Origin of the sequence: Arcobacter acticola, assembly GCF_013177675.1 — a bacterium.
In the GTDB taxonomy this organism is placed as follows: domain Bacteria; phylum Campylobacterota; class Campylobacteria; order Campylobacterales; family Arcobacteraceae; genus Aliarcobacter; species Aliarcobacter acticola.
Window position 1 is genome coordinate 400,521 of record NZ_CP042652.1, and the last position, 17,379, is coordinate 417,899.

General features: G+C 26.6%; 17 protein-coding genes. 10 read left to right on the forward strand and 7 right to left on the reverse strand.

Going from position 1 to position 17,379, the window contains the following annotated elements; translation table 11 throughout:
- Positions 1–37: 37 nt before the first annotated feature.
- Entirely contained in the window at positions 38–1,219 is a 1,182-nt protein-coding gene (gene nhaA, locus AACT_RS02095) for a Na+/H+ antiporter NhaA (RefSeq protein ID WP_172124518.1), read from the forward strand.
- On the opposite strand, the gene AACT_RS02100 is transcribed toward nhaA, so the two are convergent.
- The 3 genes from AACT_RS02100 to ilvC form a co-directional block, all read right to left on the reverse strand.
- Positions 1,216–1,989: a DNA-processing protein DprA gene (locus AACT_RS02100; protein ID WP_172124520.1), complete on the reverse strand. Its 774-nt coding sequence runs from the start codon at positions 1,987–1,989 to the stop codon at positions 1,216–1,218. The genes nhaA and AACT_RS02100 overlap by 4 nt on opposite strands.
- Positions 1,990–2,030: 41 nt before the next feature.
- Positions 2,031–3,122, reverse strand: a complete 1,092-nt coding sequence (locus AACT_RS02105; protein ID WP_172124522.1) for a divergent polysaccharide deacetylase family protein — start codon at positions 3,120–3,122, stop codon at positions 2,031–2,033.
- A gap of 168 nt (positions 3,123–3,290) precedes the next feature.
- Entirely contained in the window at positions 3,291–4,313 is a 1,023-nt protein-coding gene (ilvC, locus tag AACT_RS02110) for a ketol-acid reductoisomerase (RefSeq protein ID WP_172124524.1), read from the reverse strand.
- Positions 4,314–4,446: 133 nt separating this feature from the next.
- On the opposite strand from ilvC, the gene AACT_RS02115 reads away from it, so the two are divergent.
- Positions 4,447–6,297, forward strand: a complete 1,851-nt coding sequence (locus AACT_RS02115) for an RNB domain-containing ribonuclease (protein ID WP_172124526.1) — start codon at positions 4,447–4,449, stop codon at positions 6,295–6,297.
- Here AACT_RS02115 and fliW read toward each other — a convergent pair.
- Complete coding sequence (gene fliW / locus AACT_RS02120; RefSeq protein ID WP_172124528.1) at positions 6,290–6,661, reverse strand: flagellar assembly protein FliW; 372 nt, start codon at positions 6,659–6,661, stop codon at positions 6,290–6,292. The genes AACT_RS02115 and fliW overlap by 8 nt on opposite strands.
- A gap of 66 nt (positions 6,662–6,727) precedes the next feature.
- On the opposite strand from fliW, the gene AACT_RS02125 reads away from it, so the two are divergent.
- The 4 genes from AACT_RS02125 to rpsR all read left to right on the forward strand — a co-directional run bounded on the left by AACT_RS02125 (position 6,728) and on the right by rpsR (position 8,956).
- Entirely contained in the window at positions 6,728–7,708 is a 981-nt protein-coding gene (locus AACT_RS02125) for a DNA polymerase III subunit delta (protein ID WP_172124530.1), read from the forward strand.
- Positions 7,709–7,790: 82 nt separating this feature from the next.
- Positions 7,791–8,147: a 30S ribosomal protein S6 gene (gene rpsF, locus AACT_RS02130; protein WP_172124532.1), complete on the forward strand. Its 357-nt coding sequence runs from the start codon at positions 7,791–7,793 to the stop codon at positions 8,145–8,147.
- A 21-nt stretch (positions 8,148–8,168) separates the two neighbouring features.
- Positions 8,169–8,675, forward strand: coding sequence for a single-stranded DNA-binding protein (locus tag AACT_RS02135; RefSeq protein WP_172124534.1), 507 nt, complete (start codon positions 8,169–8,171; stop codon positions 8,673–8,675).
- Positions 8,676–8,689: 14 nt separating this feature from the next.
- Positions 8,690–8,956, forward strand: a complete 267-nt coding sequence (rpsR, locus tag AACT_RS02140) for a 30S ribosomal protein S18 (protein WP_172124536.1) — start codon at positions 8,690–8,692, stop codon at positions 8,954–8,956.
- Positions 8,957–9,008: 52 nt separating this feature from the next.
- Here the strand turns inward: rpsR and AACT_RS02145 are convergent, their stop codons facing one another.
- From AACT_RS02145 to nusA, 3 genes are all read right to left on the reverse strand, one after another.
- Complete coding sequence (locus AACT_RS02145) at positions 9,009–10,745, reverse strand: nitrite/sulfite reductase (protein WP_172124538.1); 1,737 nt, start codon at positions 10,743–10,745, stop codon at positions 9,009–9,011.
- Between the two features lie 89 nt (positions 10,746–10,834).
- Positions 10,835–12,238 (reverse strand): cysteine--tRNA ligase, encoded by a 1,404-nt coding sequence (gene cysS / locus AACT_RS02150; protein ID WP_172124540.1) that lies wholly within the window; start codon positions 12,236–12,238, stop codon positions 10,835–10,837.
- Between the two features lies 1 nt (position 12,239).
- Positions 12,240–13,418, reverse strand: coding sequence for a transcription termination factor NusA (gene nusA, locus AACT_RS02155; protein ID WP_172124542.1), 1,179 nt, complete (start codon positions 13,416–13,418; stop codon positions 12,240–12,242).
- Positions 13,419–13,567: 149 nt separating this feature from the next.
- Here nusA and AACT_RS02160 point away from each other — a divergent pair, with 149 nt between their 5' ends.
- Genes AACT_RS02160 through AACT_RS02175 form a run of 4 tightly spaced genes read left to right on the forward strand, consistent with a single transcriptional unit; the run spans position 13,568 to position 17,350 of the window.
- Entirely contained in the window at positions 13,568–13,810 is a 243-nt protein-coding gene (locus AACT_RS02160) for an HP0268 family nuclease (protein ID WP_172124544.1), read from the forward strand.
- A 23-nt stretch (positions 13,811–13,833) separates the two neighbouring features.
- Positions 13,834–15,144 carry a tRNA (N6-isopentenyl adenosine(37)-C2)-methylthiotransferase MiaB gene (miaB, locus tag AACT_RS02165; protein ID WP_172124546.1) on the forward strand — a complete coding sequence of 437 codons (1,311 nt, stop codon included), beginning with the start codon at positions 13,834–13,836 and terminating at the stop codon, positions 15,142–15,144.
- On the forward strand, positions 15,144–15,758 hold the full coding sequence (locus AACT_RS02170; protein ID WP_172124548.1) for a lysophospholipid acyltransferase family protein: 615 nt from the start codon (positions 15,144–15,146) through the stop codon (positions 15,756–15,758). Before miaB ends, AACT_RS02170 begins: the two co-directional genes overlap by 1 nt.
- 20 nt (positions 15,759–15,778) lie before the next feature.
- Entirely contained in the window at positions 15,779–17,350 is a 1,572-nt protein-coding gene (locus AACT_RS02175; protein WP_172124550.1) for a hypothetical protein, read from the forward strand.
- Positions 17,351–17,379: the final 29 nt, after the last annotated feature.

The following is a 17,379-nucleotide window of genomic DNA, read 5'->3' on the forward strand; positions in this document are numbered from 1 at the left end:
CACTAAAATATATGTATTAACTTTAAGGATAATTATTATGAAAGTTTTAGTTGGAAAATTTCTAGAAAAAGAGTCTTCTTCTGGCATCATCTTAATTTTTGTTACTATTATTGCATTAATATTTAGTAATACTTTTCTTTCAGAATTTTATAATACATTTTTACATACAAAAATAGAGTTTAGAGTAGGAACTTTTCTTGAAATTTCAAAACCTTTAATTTTGTGGGTAAATGATGGGCTTATGGCAATTTTCTTTCTAATGATTGGCTTAGAGATAAAAAGAGAATTAATACTAGGACATCTTTCAAAACTTTCACATGTAACTCTTCCTTTAATTGGTGCTCTTGGTGGAATGGTAGTGCCTGCTTTAGTTTTTGCAGCTTTTAATAGTGCTGATGATTTTGCATTAAGGGGTTGGGCAATTCCTACCGCCACAGATATAGCCTTTGCCCTTGGGATTTTATCTTTACTTGGAAAAAGAGTGCCAACATCATTAAAAATATTTTTAATGGCACTTGCAATATTTGATGATTTAGGTGCAATTTTAATTATTGCATTTTTTTATACTGCTGAATTATCTGTTATATCTTTAGTTTTTGGAACAGTATGTATTTTTATTTTGATACTATTAAATAGATTTAAAGTTACATATTTAAGTATTTATGCAGTAATTGGGTTTATTCTTTGGATTTGCGTTTTAAAAACAGGAGTTCATGCAACTTTAACAGGAATAATTCTCGCTTTTACAATACCTTTGAGTGTTGTAAATGAAAAAAGAAAACATATATCTCCTATTAGAACTTTAGAGCATTTTATCCATAATTGGGTGGCATATTTTATATTACCAATGTTTGCTTTTGTAAATGCTGGAATTGATTTAAGACTTATATCTTTAGAACAAATGAATAATTCTGTTTCATGGGGAATATTTTTAGGACTATTTATAGGAAAGCAATTAGGAGTATTTTCTTTTGTATATCTTGCTGTTAAATTAAATTTAACAAAGCTTCCTACAAATGTTTCATGGCTTCAATTATATGGAGTCGCAGTTTTAACAGGAGTAGGCTTTACTATGAGTTTATTTATTGATTCTTTAGCTTATGTTGATTCATCTATATTCTTTTATACTGATAAACTAGCTATTTTATTGGGTTCTTTATTTTCAGGAATCATTGGATATATAATTTTGTTAAATGCAAAAAAGAAAAAATTAATTTAAATTACTTGAACTTTTCCATTTTCTATTTTTATTTTTCCTTCTAGTTCATATTCAAATATCTTATTAGGGAATTTATTCATAGCTTCTTCATAACTTGGATTATTTTTACAAAATCTTAAAACTTCATCTTGTGTAGGATTATTTTTAACTCCTGTAATCTCTTCAATAAACCCATCAATATCATAAATTACAGTGATTAAATTTTGTTTAACTAAATTTTGAGTACCTAAACTTTCATTTAATCTATGAGGCAATGTATAAACTTTTTTACCCATATTTAAGGCATAGTGAATTGAAGTTAATGTTCCTGAATTTATATCAGCCTGTGTGACAATTAATATATCTCCTAAAGATACAACTATTTCATTTCTTAGAACAAAAGTATAGTTTCTTGCTTTTTCATTTTCTTTATAAGCTGAAAGAATCAATCCATTTCTTTCTATATCAATTATCAGGTTTTTATTTATTGCAGGATATCTAATATCTAAGCCGTTTGCTACAACTGCTATTGTGTTAGTAGATTTTGCTCCTTGATGTGCAATTGCATCTACTCCCATAGCTGCACCACTAACTATGCAGATTCCTGAATCTGATAGTTTTGACGCTAATTTGTAGGTAAACTCTTTTGTATAAGAATTTGGTCTTCTAGTTCCTACTATAGAAATCTTTTTTTTCTTTAGTAGGGTAGTATTTCCAATATAAAAAAGTTCATTTGGGTATTTTTTCATTGATGATAACTCATCAATTTTAAAGTTTATTTTTGAAATCATAAATCTCCATTATAATAAAATAAATTATTATAACAGATTTTTTATAAATATGGAAGTTTATTCATATAAATAGGTTCAACATCTTTAAGAAGATGTTTTGACTCTTTTAGAACTTTTAGTGTGATATCATGAGGATGCCCAATTGCTATTGCATATCCTTGTTTTTTTGCTATTTCAATAGCTTTTATTAATTGAGTTTGAATAGATTTATAGTCTCTATCATTATCTATAAAAGTATTTCTTACAATATACGGCATATCATATTTTTTTGCATATTTTTTAATTACTGATTTAGCACTTGTTCTACTATCAACAAATATAAAATTATATTTTTTTAGTGCACGAAATAATTTATCAACAGCTTCTTCATTTTCAGTAAACACTGAACCTGTATGATTATTTGTATAAATTGCATTTGGATACCAATCTCTAAGTTGTTTAACTCTTTTTTCAATAGTTTCATATGAGTCTGTAATTTTCAGAGTATTTATTTCTTCACCTTTAAATGCACTCGATGCTTGCATAGGAAAATGTATCATATAAAATGGTAAATTTTGAGCTATACTTGCAGAATCTTTGTGTGTTTTTGTTGGTGGTAAAAACGCCATATTAACTGTGTAGCCAATATTTAAAATCTTGTCTTTTTGTGCTTTTGTACTAACATCATCAATTAATATTACAAGTTTTGCTTTAGTATCTTTGTTATATTTAAAAGTATCTTTTTTAGTAATAATATTTTTTTCATCTATAGGGATTACTTTTTTTACTTCTTTTATCTCTTTTATTATTTCTTTAGGTTCTTCTTTCTTTTCTTCTTTTTCTTTATTATCATTAATTATTGTTTCTAATTTTTTCTTATCTTCTTTTATTTCTTCAACTTTTTTTAATACTTCTTCATTTTCTTTATTTATTAATTCTGTTGCTTCATCTTTTTCTATAATTATATTATCAAATTCTTTTGTATATTCTTCAAATTTTTCATGTTTATCTTGTGTTTTATTCAGTTCATCAAAATATTCTTCGGGTGTTTTTTCTTCAAAAGTTTTGATTTCATTTGTTGGTATATTTATAATTTCTTTTTTATTTTCTAAGATATTATCTGTTTTTACTGAACTGGGACTTTCTTTTTTCATTAAGTAATAGCTAAGAGCTGATGCTATTATAGTAATTATTAATAATGATAAAAAATATAGTGGTAATTTATTTTTCTTAATATTATTTTTTTTACTTTTTGATTTATTTTTTTTATGATTCATATAAGTAGTTTTATTTAAGGAAGAAAATCTTCCTTAAATTAATTTTTAGTTAGTTTCTGTATTAACAATTTTGTTAGAAGAAATCCAAGGCATCATATCTCTTAATTTAACACCTGTTTGCTCAATTAATGAAGCTCTAGCGTTTGCTCTTTCAGCATTCATTCTTGGGTATCCAGCTTGACCTTCTAAGATGAAATCTTTTGCAAATCTACCATCTTGAATTTCTTTTAAGATTTCTTTCATAGCTGCTTTTGATTCAGCATTAATAACTCTTTTACCAGATACATAGTCTCCATACTCAGCAGTATTAGAAATTGAATATCTCATATCAGCAATTCCACCTTGGAACATTAAATCAACGATTAATTTTAATTCGTGTAAACATTCAAAGTATGCAAGTTCAGGAGCATATCCAGCATCTGTTAAAGTTTCAAATCCAGCTTGAACTAAAGATACAGCTCCACCACATAATACTGCTTGCTCTCCGAAAAGGTCAGTTTCAGTTTCATCTTTGAAAGTTGTTTCAATAATTGCAGTTCTACCACCACCAATTGCAGATGCGTATGCTAATGCAATTTCTCTAGTGTTTCCAGCAGGATCTTGGTGAATTGCGATTAAGTCAGGAATCCCTGCACCTTTAACAAACTCAGATCTTACAGTATGACCTGGAGCTTTAGGAGCAACCATCATTACATTGATGTTTTTTGCAGGTGTAATTCTTCCATAATGAATGTTAAATCCATGTCCAAAAGCAACAGTTGCACCAGCTTTTAAATTAGGAGCAATTTCGTTTGCATAGATTTCACCTTGATTTTCATCAGGTAATAAAATCATGATGATATCAGCTTCAGCAGTAGCTTCAGCAACAGTTTTAACAGCGAAACCTTTAGCTTCAGCTTTTCCCCATGAAGAACCATTTTTTCTTAAACCAACAATAACTTCAACACCTGAATCTCTTAAGTTCTCAGCGTGTGCATGCCCTTGTGAACCAAATCCAATCATTGCTACTTTTTTTGATTTAATTAAATCAATATTACAATCTTTATCATAGTATACGTCTAATGCCATATGTAAACCCTCTAAATATAAAATTTTTTGTCATTATACAAAAAACAATCTAAATGTTAGATAACGTAAAAAATTAAAGGGAAGAATACTTTTAGTTTAGCTATTATTATGAGATTATTAAAAAGGAATAAATTTGCTAAAAGAACTATTTAAAAAAATTCAAACAGATTGTAAGACATACTCAAAAGAGGAGCTAATACAAATTGAAAATTTTTTAAAAGAAGATATTATTGTTAAAAATGAGAATAATAACTATGAATTAAATTCAAAATATAAAGTTGCAATTGTAAATGTTGGAAAAAATTTAGTTATTTTAGAAGATTTATTAAGTGAGCATAAAAATATTAAAATTGAATTTGATGATTTAAATGGTGCTTATAATGGTGATTTAGTTTTAGCAAAAAGAATTTTTAATCCAAGAAGCAGAGTAAAAGCTAAAATAGTAAGAATTCTTGATGGTAAAAAGAATGAAGTATTAGTTTATATAAAAGATAAAGCATTTCATACTGTAAAAGAAAATATAAGATTAGAGAATAAAAATGCATTAAAATATAATGAAGGTGATGTTTTATTAGTAGATAATAAATCACTTGATTTAATTAAAAATCTAGGAAATATAGAAGATCCTAATATTGATGAATTTATTTCTTTACATTTATATCAAGAAATATATAGACTTGAAAAGCATCTAGAAGTAGATGCAAAAATGGATGATACAAAACAAAGAGTAGATTTAAGAGATTTATGCTTTTGTACAATTGATCCAAATAGTGCAAAAGATCATGATGATGCAATTTATTTTGATACAAAAGAAAATATTTTATATGTAGCAATTGCAGATGTTTCTTATTTTGTAAAAGAAGGAAGTGAGCTTGATTTATTAGCATTTAAAAAATCAACATCTATTTATCTACCTCAAAAAGTACTTCCAATGTTACCTCCTGTTTTAAGTGAAGATATGTGTTCTTTAAAAGAAGGGCAAGATAGATACTCTTATGTTTTTAAAATGTATTTAGATGTACAAAATCAAAGTGTTAAAAAATCAGAACTTTTTGAAGCAATAATAAAATCCCACAAAAATTTTTCTTATGGAAGAATAGATAGGGTAATTGAAGGACACTTAGATCAGTATTCAAAAATTGAAAAAGAGATATTTGATTATTTGATTCCTTTTTATGAAATAAGCAAAAAATTTAGAGCAAAAAGATTACTAAAAGGTTATGATTTTAGAACCAGTGAAAATAGATTAAAATTAAGAAACTCTAAGCTTGAATCAATAGAAGTTGAAACATCAACATCCTCTCATCAATTAGTTGAAGAGTGCATGTTACTCGCAAATATAGAAGCCAGTAAAAAAGTTAATACAGTTGGAATTTATAGAATTCATGAAGAACCTGCTTTCAAAGCAATTTCAAAACTTGTTGATGATGTGAATATTTTAGGAGTTAATGCAAAACTTCAAAGTGATGTTCACGAAACTATTTTGCATATTCAGCAAAAAGCTAAAATAGCTATGTTAAGTGCTGAAATTGATGAACTTATAATTCAATCACAAACTCAAGCAAAATATTCATCAAAAAATCTAGGACATTTTGGTTTAGGATTTTCTTCTTATTCACACTTCACATCTCCAATTAGAAGATATTCAGATTTGGTTTTACATAGAATTCTAAAAACAAAACAAACTCCAAAAAATATAGATGATGTTTGTTCACATATTTCATTAAATGAAAGAAAAGTTGATCAACTAGTTTGGGATTTTGAAGACAGAATTTATGCACGTTGGGCAGCAGATAATATAGGTGAAGATATAAAAGTAAAAGTTGTAGATACTGAAAAAGGAAGAGCAGTTTGTTATGAAAATATGATTGGAATGAAAGTGGTTTTAGAAAATTACAAAGGGCAGAAATTATTTTCTAAAATGGGAGTAAAAATAAAATCAGCCGATATAGTAACAAAAATTATAATAGCAACAATTAAATAGCACACTCATCAATTGAGGCTAAACATGGGTCAACTTTTAAAGAAGTAAGATATTGACCGATTAGTTTCTCTTTTTCATTAATTAAAATAGGTGAAATAAGATTTACAATTGAATTTTCAATAGGATTTTGAGAAACAACTACAAAATAAGTATCAAAATCATTTTTAGATTTAATTTTTAATTTTTCTAAAGCGCTATCATCTATTTCAAAATTAAATGATATTTTATTTAAAGCCTTGATATTCATAACTGTAATTTTTGTTTTTTCATTCAAAACTAGAAATGAAAAAGACTCATCAATCTTCTCAATTGATAAACTATTAAAGCCCTCAAAACCTAATATTGGAAGAACTATTTTGTACATAATCTTACTCCTAATTTAATCTATAATTAAATTGTATTAAAAGTAAACTTAGGATATCATCTGCCCATGTATAAAAATGAGTTTGATAATTATTTGAAACAAAATAAAAAGTTTAAATCTTATATGTTTTATGGGCAATCAATGTTTTTGGTTGAACAATATTCTCTTGCAATTGCTCAATCATTTGGAGAAAATGATGAAATAGAAAAATTATATTTTGAGGAGTATAATTTTAAATATGCAAAAGATAAATTGTTACAATCTTCTTTATTTTCTTCAAATAATATATTATTGATTAAAGTAGAAAAAAAACTGCCTAAAAAAGAAGTTGATACTTTAATTGAAGCCTGTAATGCTAATCCTGACAGCACGCTTATTTTTGCCTGCTTGGGAGATGGTGATTTTAAGACTATGGAAAGTAGTTTCTCACTAAAAACAAATTCAGTAGCAGTTAGATTTTTCCAACCAACTGATACAGAAGCTATTAGATTTTTAGAATATGAAGCAAAGTTACTTGAAATGCAATATGAAATATCTGCTTTAAATCATCTATATTTCATGCATAAAAACGATTTAGCACTATGTGTAAATGATTTAAAAAAATTAGCTATTTTAGACCAATTAATAACAGTAAATTTGGTTGATGCCAATTGTTTTGGAATTGGTGTTATTAATTTTGAAGATTTCTTACATGATTTAATAAGTGGTAAAGATGTTGGTGATGATTTAAGTTTAATACTAGAAGAGGGTATGAACGAAATCTTTTTATTGACTCAAGTCACATCTTTTGTTCAACAACTATTTATGATAAGTTCATATGCAAGGACTTTAGGGCAACCAAATCCAAAAGAAATATTGGGTTTTATACCTCCAAAAAATATTTGGGAAAAAAAATCAAAATTAGCTATTAATAAAAAACCAGAAACATATCAAGAAATTTTAGAGTATCTTTTAAATATTGAATTAGAATTAAAATCTTCAAAAATTAACGATCAAAATTCATATATTCAGGCAAGCCTAAGAAAGTTTACAGTTTTATTTAGATAAAATCTCGAACTTTACAAAAAAAGAAATCCTTGCTGATATTAGGAAATGTAAAGAATACCGGCACAATCTATAAGGAGAATTAATGTCAAAATTAAAACATTACGAAACTATGTTTATCTTAAAACCTACTCTTACTGAAGAAGAAACAGTAGCACAAATTGATGGTATCAGAGCTATCATTGAGAAAAACGGTGGAGAAATTGTATCATCTGATAACGTAGGAACAAGAGAACTTGCTTACGAAATCGAAAAATGTAAAAGAGGTTACTACTATGTAATCTATTTCAGAGGTAATCCATCAGGAATTGCTGAAATCGAAAGAAATTATAGAATCAACGAAAACTTAATCAGATTTATTTTCATTAAATATGATAGTAAAAAAGAGATTGTTTCTTGGACTAAAATGAGCGACGAAGCAGCTAAAAAAGCTAACAAGTAACAATTATTTAGGAACCTTAACATGTATAATAAAGTAATAATGGTAGGAAATTTAACAAGGGATATTGAATTAAGATATTTGCCTTCAGGTTCTGCGATTGCAAAATCTGCGATTGCAACATCTTTTAAATACAAATCTTCAACTGGTGAACAAAAAGATGAAGTTTGTTTTTTAGATTTTAATATTTTTGGTAGATCTGCTGAGGTTGCTAATCAATATTTGAAAAAGGGTTCTAAAGTTTTATTAGAAGGAAGACTTGTATTTGAACAATGGACTGCTCAAGATGGATCAACAAGAAGTAGACACTCATTAAGAGTTGACTCTATGAAAATGTTAGATTCTAAGGGTGATTCATCAAGTTCTGGGGACAACCAAGGTTATAATCCACAAGGATCATATAATCAACCAGAACCTCAATACAATGAATCAAGTTCACAAGGAAGCTACGGTGGTATGAATCAAGCTAAACCAAAAGTTGAGCAAAGAATACCTGAAATTGATATAGACGAAGACGAAATACCGTTTTAGAAAAGGAAAATCAAATGGCAGAAAGAAGAAAATACGGAAAAAAATATTGTAAATATACTGAAATGAAAGTTGATTTCATCGATTATAAAAATACAGATTTATTAAAACTATCAATGAGTGAAAGAGGTAAAATTATGCCTAGAAGACTTACTGGTAACTCTAAAAATTCACAAGAAATGGTAGAGAAAGCAATCAAAAGAGCTAGACATATGGCATTAGTTCCTTATATTGTTGATACTAAAAATATCACTGATTCTGCATACGCAAGATCATTTTACTAAGAATTATTTTTAGTAAATCAAAGAGGGAAGAAGTTTAACTTCTTCCCTTTTTTTATGCTCTTAAAATATATGTATTTTTTAATTTTTTATCTTCATTTGAATCTTCACTAAACCATAATTCTTGATATAAGTTTTTAGTAATATTTCTTAAATCATTAGAGTCTAATAAAGATACAAAACTATATTTATTAAATAAACCATTAAATAAATCAATTTCATTACTAGTTTTTTTAAGATATACTTTTTCTTTTGTTTTAAATTTTGCTAGGAACCAAAGAGCTAGAAAATCTGCACTAAAGGTATTTAATATATTTTTAGAGAATAACTCAAATTGTTCATATTCACTTTCTTCATATTCATCAATTATTATTTCTAATAATTCTTTTAGGCTATGTAAAGGTATTGCTTCAAATATAAATCTTGCAGTACTTTCTCCAAATGTATATAATCCACCAAGATAAATACGAGCTGTTTTTTCTCTTTTCCCATGTAAATCAGATTTTAAACCTACTAATCCTATATCACTATGTTCATGTTTAGCACAGCCTTTTAAACATCCCGAAAATCCAACTAAGATACTATTCTTTTCAATCTTATCTAGAGGTAAACATTGAATCTCATCTTTTATATTCCAATAAGAATAAGGACAGAAATCACTACCTGCGCATGCTAACATAGTTCTATTTCCATTATAATGCACTATAGGTACTTTGGGTTTAATTAAGTTAAATAAGTAAATTTGTTGATCTGTTCCAAATCTAATTTCTAAATTATCTTTAATTGCCCATGAAGCAATTTCATAAAGCTCAGATGCTTGAATTCTAGCAAATAATGAACGATAACAAAAACTATATTTATTATTTTTTAGTTTTTCAAATTCATTAAAATCTATTTTCTCTAATAGTGTTTCACCTTTTGATTGCCATGTTTTTTTATAAGATGTTTGTATATACTCTTTTAATTTGTCAATTCCTATCTCTTCTATTAAATGAAATAATCTATTATTATTTCTATCTATTCTTGAACCATGTTTATTAAAAACATCAATAAATGCAATAAAAAAATCTAATAAATCTTCTTTTTCTAAAAATATATTTGCATCTTTAGCAATTTGTGTGTTCTTACCACCTAAATATACATTAAATCCATAAATATCATTTTTCTTTGCTAGAGCAAAATATAAATCACTAGCAAAAAAAGAGTTTACATTGGCGCAAGATCCAGATATTCCAAGCGATAATCTTCTAGGAAGTAATCCTAAATATTCTTCATTATTTAAAATATACTCTTGCATTTTGATAATATAAGGGTAAACTTCTATAATATTGTATTTTCCAATACCATCAAATATATCTCCTGTAATATTTCTAATATTATCACCAAAACTTTGAAAAGTTGTAATTTCAGAGTTGTTTATTTTATTAAATACTTCAAGTATATTATTTGAATTGAGTCCATGAAGTTGCATACCAGCTCGTGCTGTTAATATTATTTGAAGATTGTATTTTTTTGCTAAGTTTGCAATTAAAAGTACAGAATCATTTGATACTCTTCCTCCTGGAAAACGGATTCTTAACATAAACTCTTCTTCATTCAGTTCATTGTTGTATATACCAAAATCTTGTAAAAAAAATCTATCACTAGATGCTAATTGTTCAAAATCTAAATCTTTGATTTCTTTAAAATAATTATATGGTTTTTTAGCTTTTTTGAGTTTTTCTCTGAAGTTGAAACACTCAAAATCATCTGTAGTGTTCATTTCAATATAGCTTAAGTTTTTTTTAGACATCCATAGCCTTAATCTTAAAATTTAATAATATTTTAACATTAAGTTATGAATTTTTTATAGATTTAAGTCAAGAAGTAATTATTAAATAATTATAACTTCTCCCAAACCGTTCCATTTACAGTATCCATTAAAGATATTTCAAGTGTAGTTAATTCATCTCTAACTGCATCTGCTGTTGCAAAATCTTTTACTTTTTTTGCTTCATTTCTTTTTTCAATTAGTGTTTCAATTTTAGATTTTGTTTGCTCATCAATTCCAAATTGGAAGTATTCATATGCATCGTTAAAGCCAATTCCTAAAATATCATTGATAAATAAAATATTCGCAATTAACTCTTTTTTTAGATTCTTATCTTTTGCATTAGCATCAAGTTTATCATTTGCATTAGAAATCATTTCATCTATTAAAGATAATGCTTTTGAAGTGTTAATATCATCGTTTAAAGCATTTAATATATCTTCTTTAAATTTAGCATTTACAATAGATGCTTCCATTCCATAAACTCTTTTTTTAATTCTATAAAGTTTATCAAGTCTTTTTTTAGATGAAATTAAATCCTCTTCATTGAAGTTAAAATTTGCTCTATAGTGTGCGCTCATTAAATAAAATCTAATAATCTCACCTGAATATGATTTTAAAACATCTTTTAAGAAAAATGAGTTTCCAAGTGATTTACTCATTTTTTCACCATCAATATTTACAAAACCATTATGCATCCAATATTTTGCTAGATTTTGTCCACTTGAACATCTTGTTTGGGCAGCTTCATTTTCATGATGAGGAAAAAGTAAATCAGCACCACCACCGTGAATATCTATTTGAAAATCACCTTCTTTATAGGCTAAGTGCTTTTCAATCATAGCAGAGCATTCAATATGCCAACCAGGACGCCCAAGTCCAAAAGAGCATTCAAAACTTACATCATTTGTTTTAGCAAACTTCCAAAGAGCAAAATCCGATGGATTTCTTTTTTCATTATTAGTTTCAACTCTTGCTTGTGCATTTTCATCACTTGCTTTATGTGAAAGTGAGCCATATGAGTTATCTTTTGAAGTATCAAAATATACACTATCACTTGTTTTATATGCAATATCTTTTGAGATAAGATTTGAAATCATATCTTTCATAATTTCAAGATTTTCAGTAGCTTTTGGTTCAATCGTATTATTTAGAATATTTAAAGCTTGCATATCAGCTTTATAAGCATTTATATATTGAGTAGTTATATCTTCAAGAGTTCTTGAAGTTTCATTCATTTTTTTAATGATTTTATCATCAATATCTGTAAAATTTTTAGTCATGATTACTTCATAGTTATTAGCTTTTAAAACCCTATGAAGTAAATCAAACGCGATTGCACTTCTAGCATGTCCTAGATGTGAATCGTCATAAACAGTAGGACCACAAACATAAATCTTAGCAATATTTTCTTTAATAGAAACGAACTCTACTTTTTCTTTTTTTACTGAGTCATAGATGTGTATTTTATTCATTTTATTTAAATAATGCCTCTAAAGATGCTGTATCAGTTGTTTTCTCTTCAGCTGTATTATTATTTTCATTATTTGCTGAACCTGTATTTAAAGATGCAATTTCAATAAGTTCAATGTCATATTTTGTAAGCATCGAAGCTAATCTAATATTTAAACCAGCTTTTCCAATTGCTTTTGATTTTTGATCACTTGGAATTGTAACAATTGCTTTTCCTTTTTCTCCATAACTTGGATGTTTTTCAATTTTAACACTATTTACCATCGCAGGTGATAATGCTCTTGAAATAAACATTTCTGGAATTGTTGAGAACTCTACACAATCTATATTTTCACCATGTAGTTGTTTTGAAACAGAACCAATTCTAACACCTTTTACTCCAACAACAGCGCCAATTGGATCTATTTGAGGCTCAATAGTCGATAGAGCAATTTTAGATCTAGTCCCTGGAATTCTAGCACTTGCTTCGATAGTTACTTTTTTATCTTTTAATTCAGGTACTGCATTAATTAATAAATTTTCTAAAAACTTTGGAGAAGTTCTTGAAATATCTACTAATAATCCACTTGTTTTGTCAATATTTACGCCTTTAACAACAGCTTGAACAACGTCTCCAACTTTAAAAGTTTCACCTTTAATTCTACTTTTTCTTTGTAAAATACCTTTTACTTCACCAATTTCTATGAATGTATTTTCTTGTTTATCAATTCTTGTAACTGTTCCTGAAACAGTTTTTCCGATTTTGTCTTTGTACTTATTAACAATATTTTCTTCAACAAATCTTTGAAGTCTAAATTCAAAATTACTATGTAATATAGTAGCTGCATTTCTACCCATATTTTCGAATTCTAAATCATAATTCATAAAATCACCAATTTCTAAATCTGGATCAATCTCTTTTGCTTCTTCTAATGTAATATAATTTTCAAAATTAAGTGCTTCACCATATTTGTTAACTGCATTTGCAAGTAATCTTTCATCATCTTGATTTACAACCTCAATTTTTTGAAATAATTCAAGCTTTTTATTTGCCCTGTCTATGTTTGCATCAAATGTTAAAGTTTCATCAACCATTTTTTGTGCAGTTTTAATCAAAGCCTCTTTAAGTGCATTTTCAACGTCGTCAATTTTAAGACCTTTTTCATATGCAATTGAATCTAAAATATCTATTATTTTATCCATTAATAACCTTTTATTTGTTGACATTGAAATGATTGTTTGATTTCCAATGTAGTATAGAATATTAGTATAGCTAAAATAGCCTTTTATACAAATTAAAGTAATTTTGAGATAAAATAGATGATTAATAAAAAAGATAAAAGGCTTAGTATATGGAATTATTATTTGCAAGAAATGAGTTAAATGAAAAACCAAAAAAAGTGCAATTAGATAAAATAAAAGATGAGTTAAAAAAAGATGGTCAAAGAATATTTTATTTTGACAGAGATAATTCACACAAAGACATGATGGCATTAGTAGATGCTTTAGAAGCAGATAGTTATAATGTATATTTTAGAGAAGTAAAATATGGTTTGGCTGATGATGAGTATATGTACGAGGTTCATGCACTTTAATCTTTTGATAGTGTTATAAAAATATGAGTTCAAACAAAAAACTATTTATACAAACATTAGGCTGTCAGATGAATGATACTGACAGCCAACATATGGCATCTGAGTTAGAAAAACATAAAGATTATGTTCAAACAAATATAATGGAAGAAGCTGATTTAATTATCATAAATACTTGTTCTGTTAGAGAAAAACCTGTTTCTAGACTTTTTTCTGAAATTGGTCAATTTAATAAAAAGAAAAAACAAGGTGCTAAAATCGGAGTTGCTGGTTGTACAGCATCTCATTTAGGTGAAGATATTATTAGAAGAGCACCTGCAGTTGATTTTGTTTTAGGTGCTAGAAATATATCTAAAATAAAAGATATTGTAGATATCAAAGGTTCAGTAGAAATTTCCATTAATCATGATGAATCAACTTATGAATTTGCAACTGCAAAAACAAATAAATATAGAGCAAGTGTTAATATCTCTGTTGGTTGTGATAAAAAATGTACTTATTGTATAGTTCCAAGCACACGAGGTGAAGAGATTTCTATTCCTCCTGAAATGATTGTTGATCAAGTACGAAGATCTGTTGCAGAAGGTGCTGTTGAAGTTACACTTCTAGGACAAAATGTTAACTCTTATGGAAGAAATTTTTCTGATGGAAGAGGTAAATATACTTTTACAAATCTTTTACAAGATGTTTCAAAAGTAGAAGGATTAGAGAGAATTAGATTTACATCTCCACATCCATTACATATGGATGATGAATTTATTGAAGAGTTTGCAAAAAATCCAAAAATTTCAAAATGTATTCATATGCCTTTACAAAGTGGTTCAACTAGTATATTAAGAGCTATGAAAAGAGGGTACACTAAAGAGTGGTTTTTAAATAGAGCTGCAAAACTAAGAGCTCTTGTACCTAATCTTAGAATTACAACAGATATTATTGTTGCATTTCCAGGTGAAACACAAGAGGATTTTGAAGATACTTTAGATGTAGTAAATCAAGTTAGATTTAATCAAATTTTTAATTTTAAATATTCTCCAAGACCAGGAACTGAAGCTTTAAATTTTGCTGATATTGAAATTCCTGATGAAAATGGAAGTGCTAGATTAATTGAGTTAATTGAATTACATAAAAAACATTTAGTTGAAATAATGGATACTTATGTTGGTGAGACAATGACTGTATTAATTGAGTCTTTAAAACCAAATGGTGAAGTTTGTGGATTTACTGATAATTTTTTACAAGTATTCACAAAAGGTAGCGATGAACTTTTAGGACAATTTGTAAATATTAAAATCACAGAAGCATCTAGAACTTCTCTAAAAGGTGTTGTGGTTTTATAATGAAATATTTTTTTAAATTAAAGATATTACCTTATGTATTATATTTAATAGTAAAATTTATTTATTTAACAAATAGAAAAGAATTTCATCACCCAAAATTAAAAGATGGTGAAGCTTTGATATTTGTTACTTGGCATGATGATTTAATTTGTCAGCCATTGAATTATTATAAAAATAGACCAAATGGTAAAATAAAAACATTAATTAGTCAAAGTAAAGATGGTGAAATTTTATCTAAGATTTACAATTTGTTTGGAGGAGAAACAATAAGAGGTTCTTCTTCTAAAGGTGCAACTAAAGCATTAATTAGTACAATTAGAGAAATTAAAGCGGGAAGTGATATTGCGTTAACTCCTGATGGTCCAAGAGGACCCCGACACACCGTAGCTGATGGTGTTATTGCTATTGCTCAAAAAAGTGCTGCTAGAATTGTAGTTTTAAATTCTAAGCCTTCATCTTATTGGCAATTTAATTCTTGGGATAAATTTATTTTGCCAAAACCTTTTGGGAAAATAGATTTCTATATGTCTGAGCCTTTTAATATAAATGATTTAGAGTTTGAAGAGGCAAGAAATTTTATCAAAGATAAAATGATGTTAAATGCTATACTTTAAAGAATTACAATAGGAAATATATGTTTACTACTAAAGAGTCTTTGTATATTAATGTTATCAAATATGATTCTCAGCTAAGGCTTGACTATAAAAAAATAACTAATGAAATTATTATAGATAATACTAATGCTATATATTTAGTTGATGATGATATCTTATCTTCAGAAATTTCTGAAAAATTAAATCATGCACAAGAGGAAAATGATTTTACATATATATCTACACTTTTAATTAGTGATACTACAAAGCTTGTACCTAAAGCTTTGTCTTCAAAATTAAAAGATTGTGAAATTGCAAAATTTAATAATGAATTTGATATTGCAGTATTAAAAACTACACTTTTTGAAACTAAAAACTATTTTATAAAAACAGGTATTGATTATATTTATTCAGCTTTTCATATAATGAATTTACATTTAGAAAAGAAAATATGTAAGAATGAATTATTAGTATTTCTATTTAACAATAAAGCTTTTACTTTAATTGTTAATCAAAAAGGATTGATTGCTTTTCATCAAACATTTGATTTACCAACTTTTGAATCGGTTAAAAAAACACACTTCTATGAAGATGATGTTGATGGTCAGAAATTATTTGATGAGATATATTATTTAGAATTAAATGAAATTATTCATAATGTACTGGCAACTTTTTATGAAAAGAAAACTGATGTATTTATAGAAAAAGTTACTCTTCTTTACGTTCTAAAACAGCTTTCAAGTGAACAAATAGAACAGTTAAACGATGATTTAATGCTAGAAGTAGAATATCATTCAATAAATATTGATGAAGAAATATTCGAATTATCAAAAGATAAACATCTAAAAAAGAGCTTCACAAAACCTCGAAAGAAAGTTAAAAAGAGAAATTACAATAATATTTCTGCGATTATTCTTCTAATATTATTACTAATTGGTCTTTATTATTTTTATGAATTAGTTATGGTAAAACAAAATATTCCACAAAAAGTGCTAGAACCTAAAAAAATTGAACAAAAATTAGAATTACCTGATCATATAAATATAAATGATAAAATAGAACAAAGAATAAGAGCTATTTTTAATACTATTGAATATGATATTATTTTAAAAGAGTTGAAACTAGAAGAAAATACTTTAGAATTAAAAGGAATATTTTTAAAAGAAGATACTTATATTACTTCTTTAAAACCAAGATTAGAGTTATTATATAAAAATATTGAATATAAAGCCCTAGATGAAACTAAGAAAGTAAATATAGAAAGTTCAGTTATTGCAAAAGATATATTTGAATTAAAAGATATAACATATAAAACTAATACAAAAAAATATATTACTGATGAGCTTATTTTAGTAGATAGAGTTAGTGAGCAATTAAAAATATTAATGCCAGAAAATTCAATTATAAAACTTTTATCTTCAACAGATAATTATATAATTGAATACAACTATATTGTTAATATTTTAGTAAAAGAGCCAAGTGAATTTTTTGAGTTGATTAATACTTTAAATAATGAATTATATTCTATTAATTTATCTTATCCTTTAAGTATGATAAGAACTGAAACAGGAATTGAAATAGAGTTTAATTTGGTGTTTAATCAACCAAAATAGAAGATTAAAGATAAATTAAAAACTTGGAA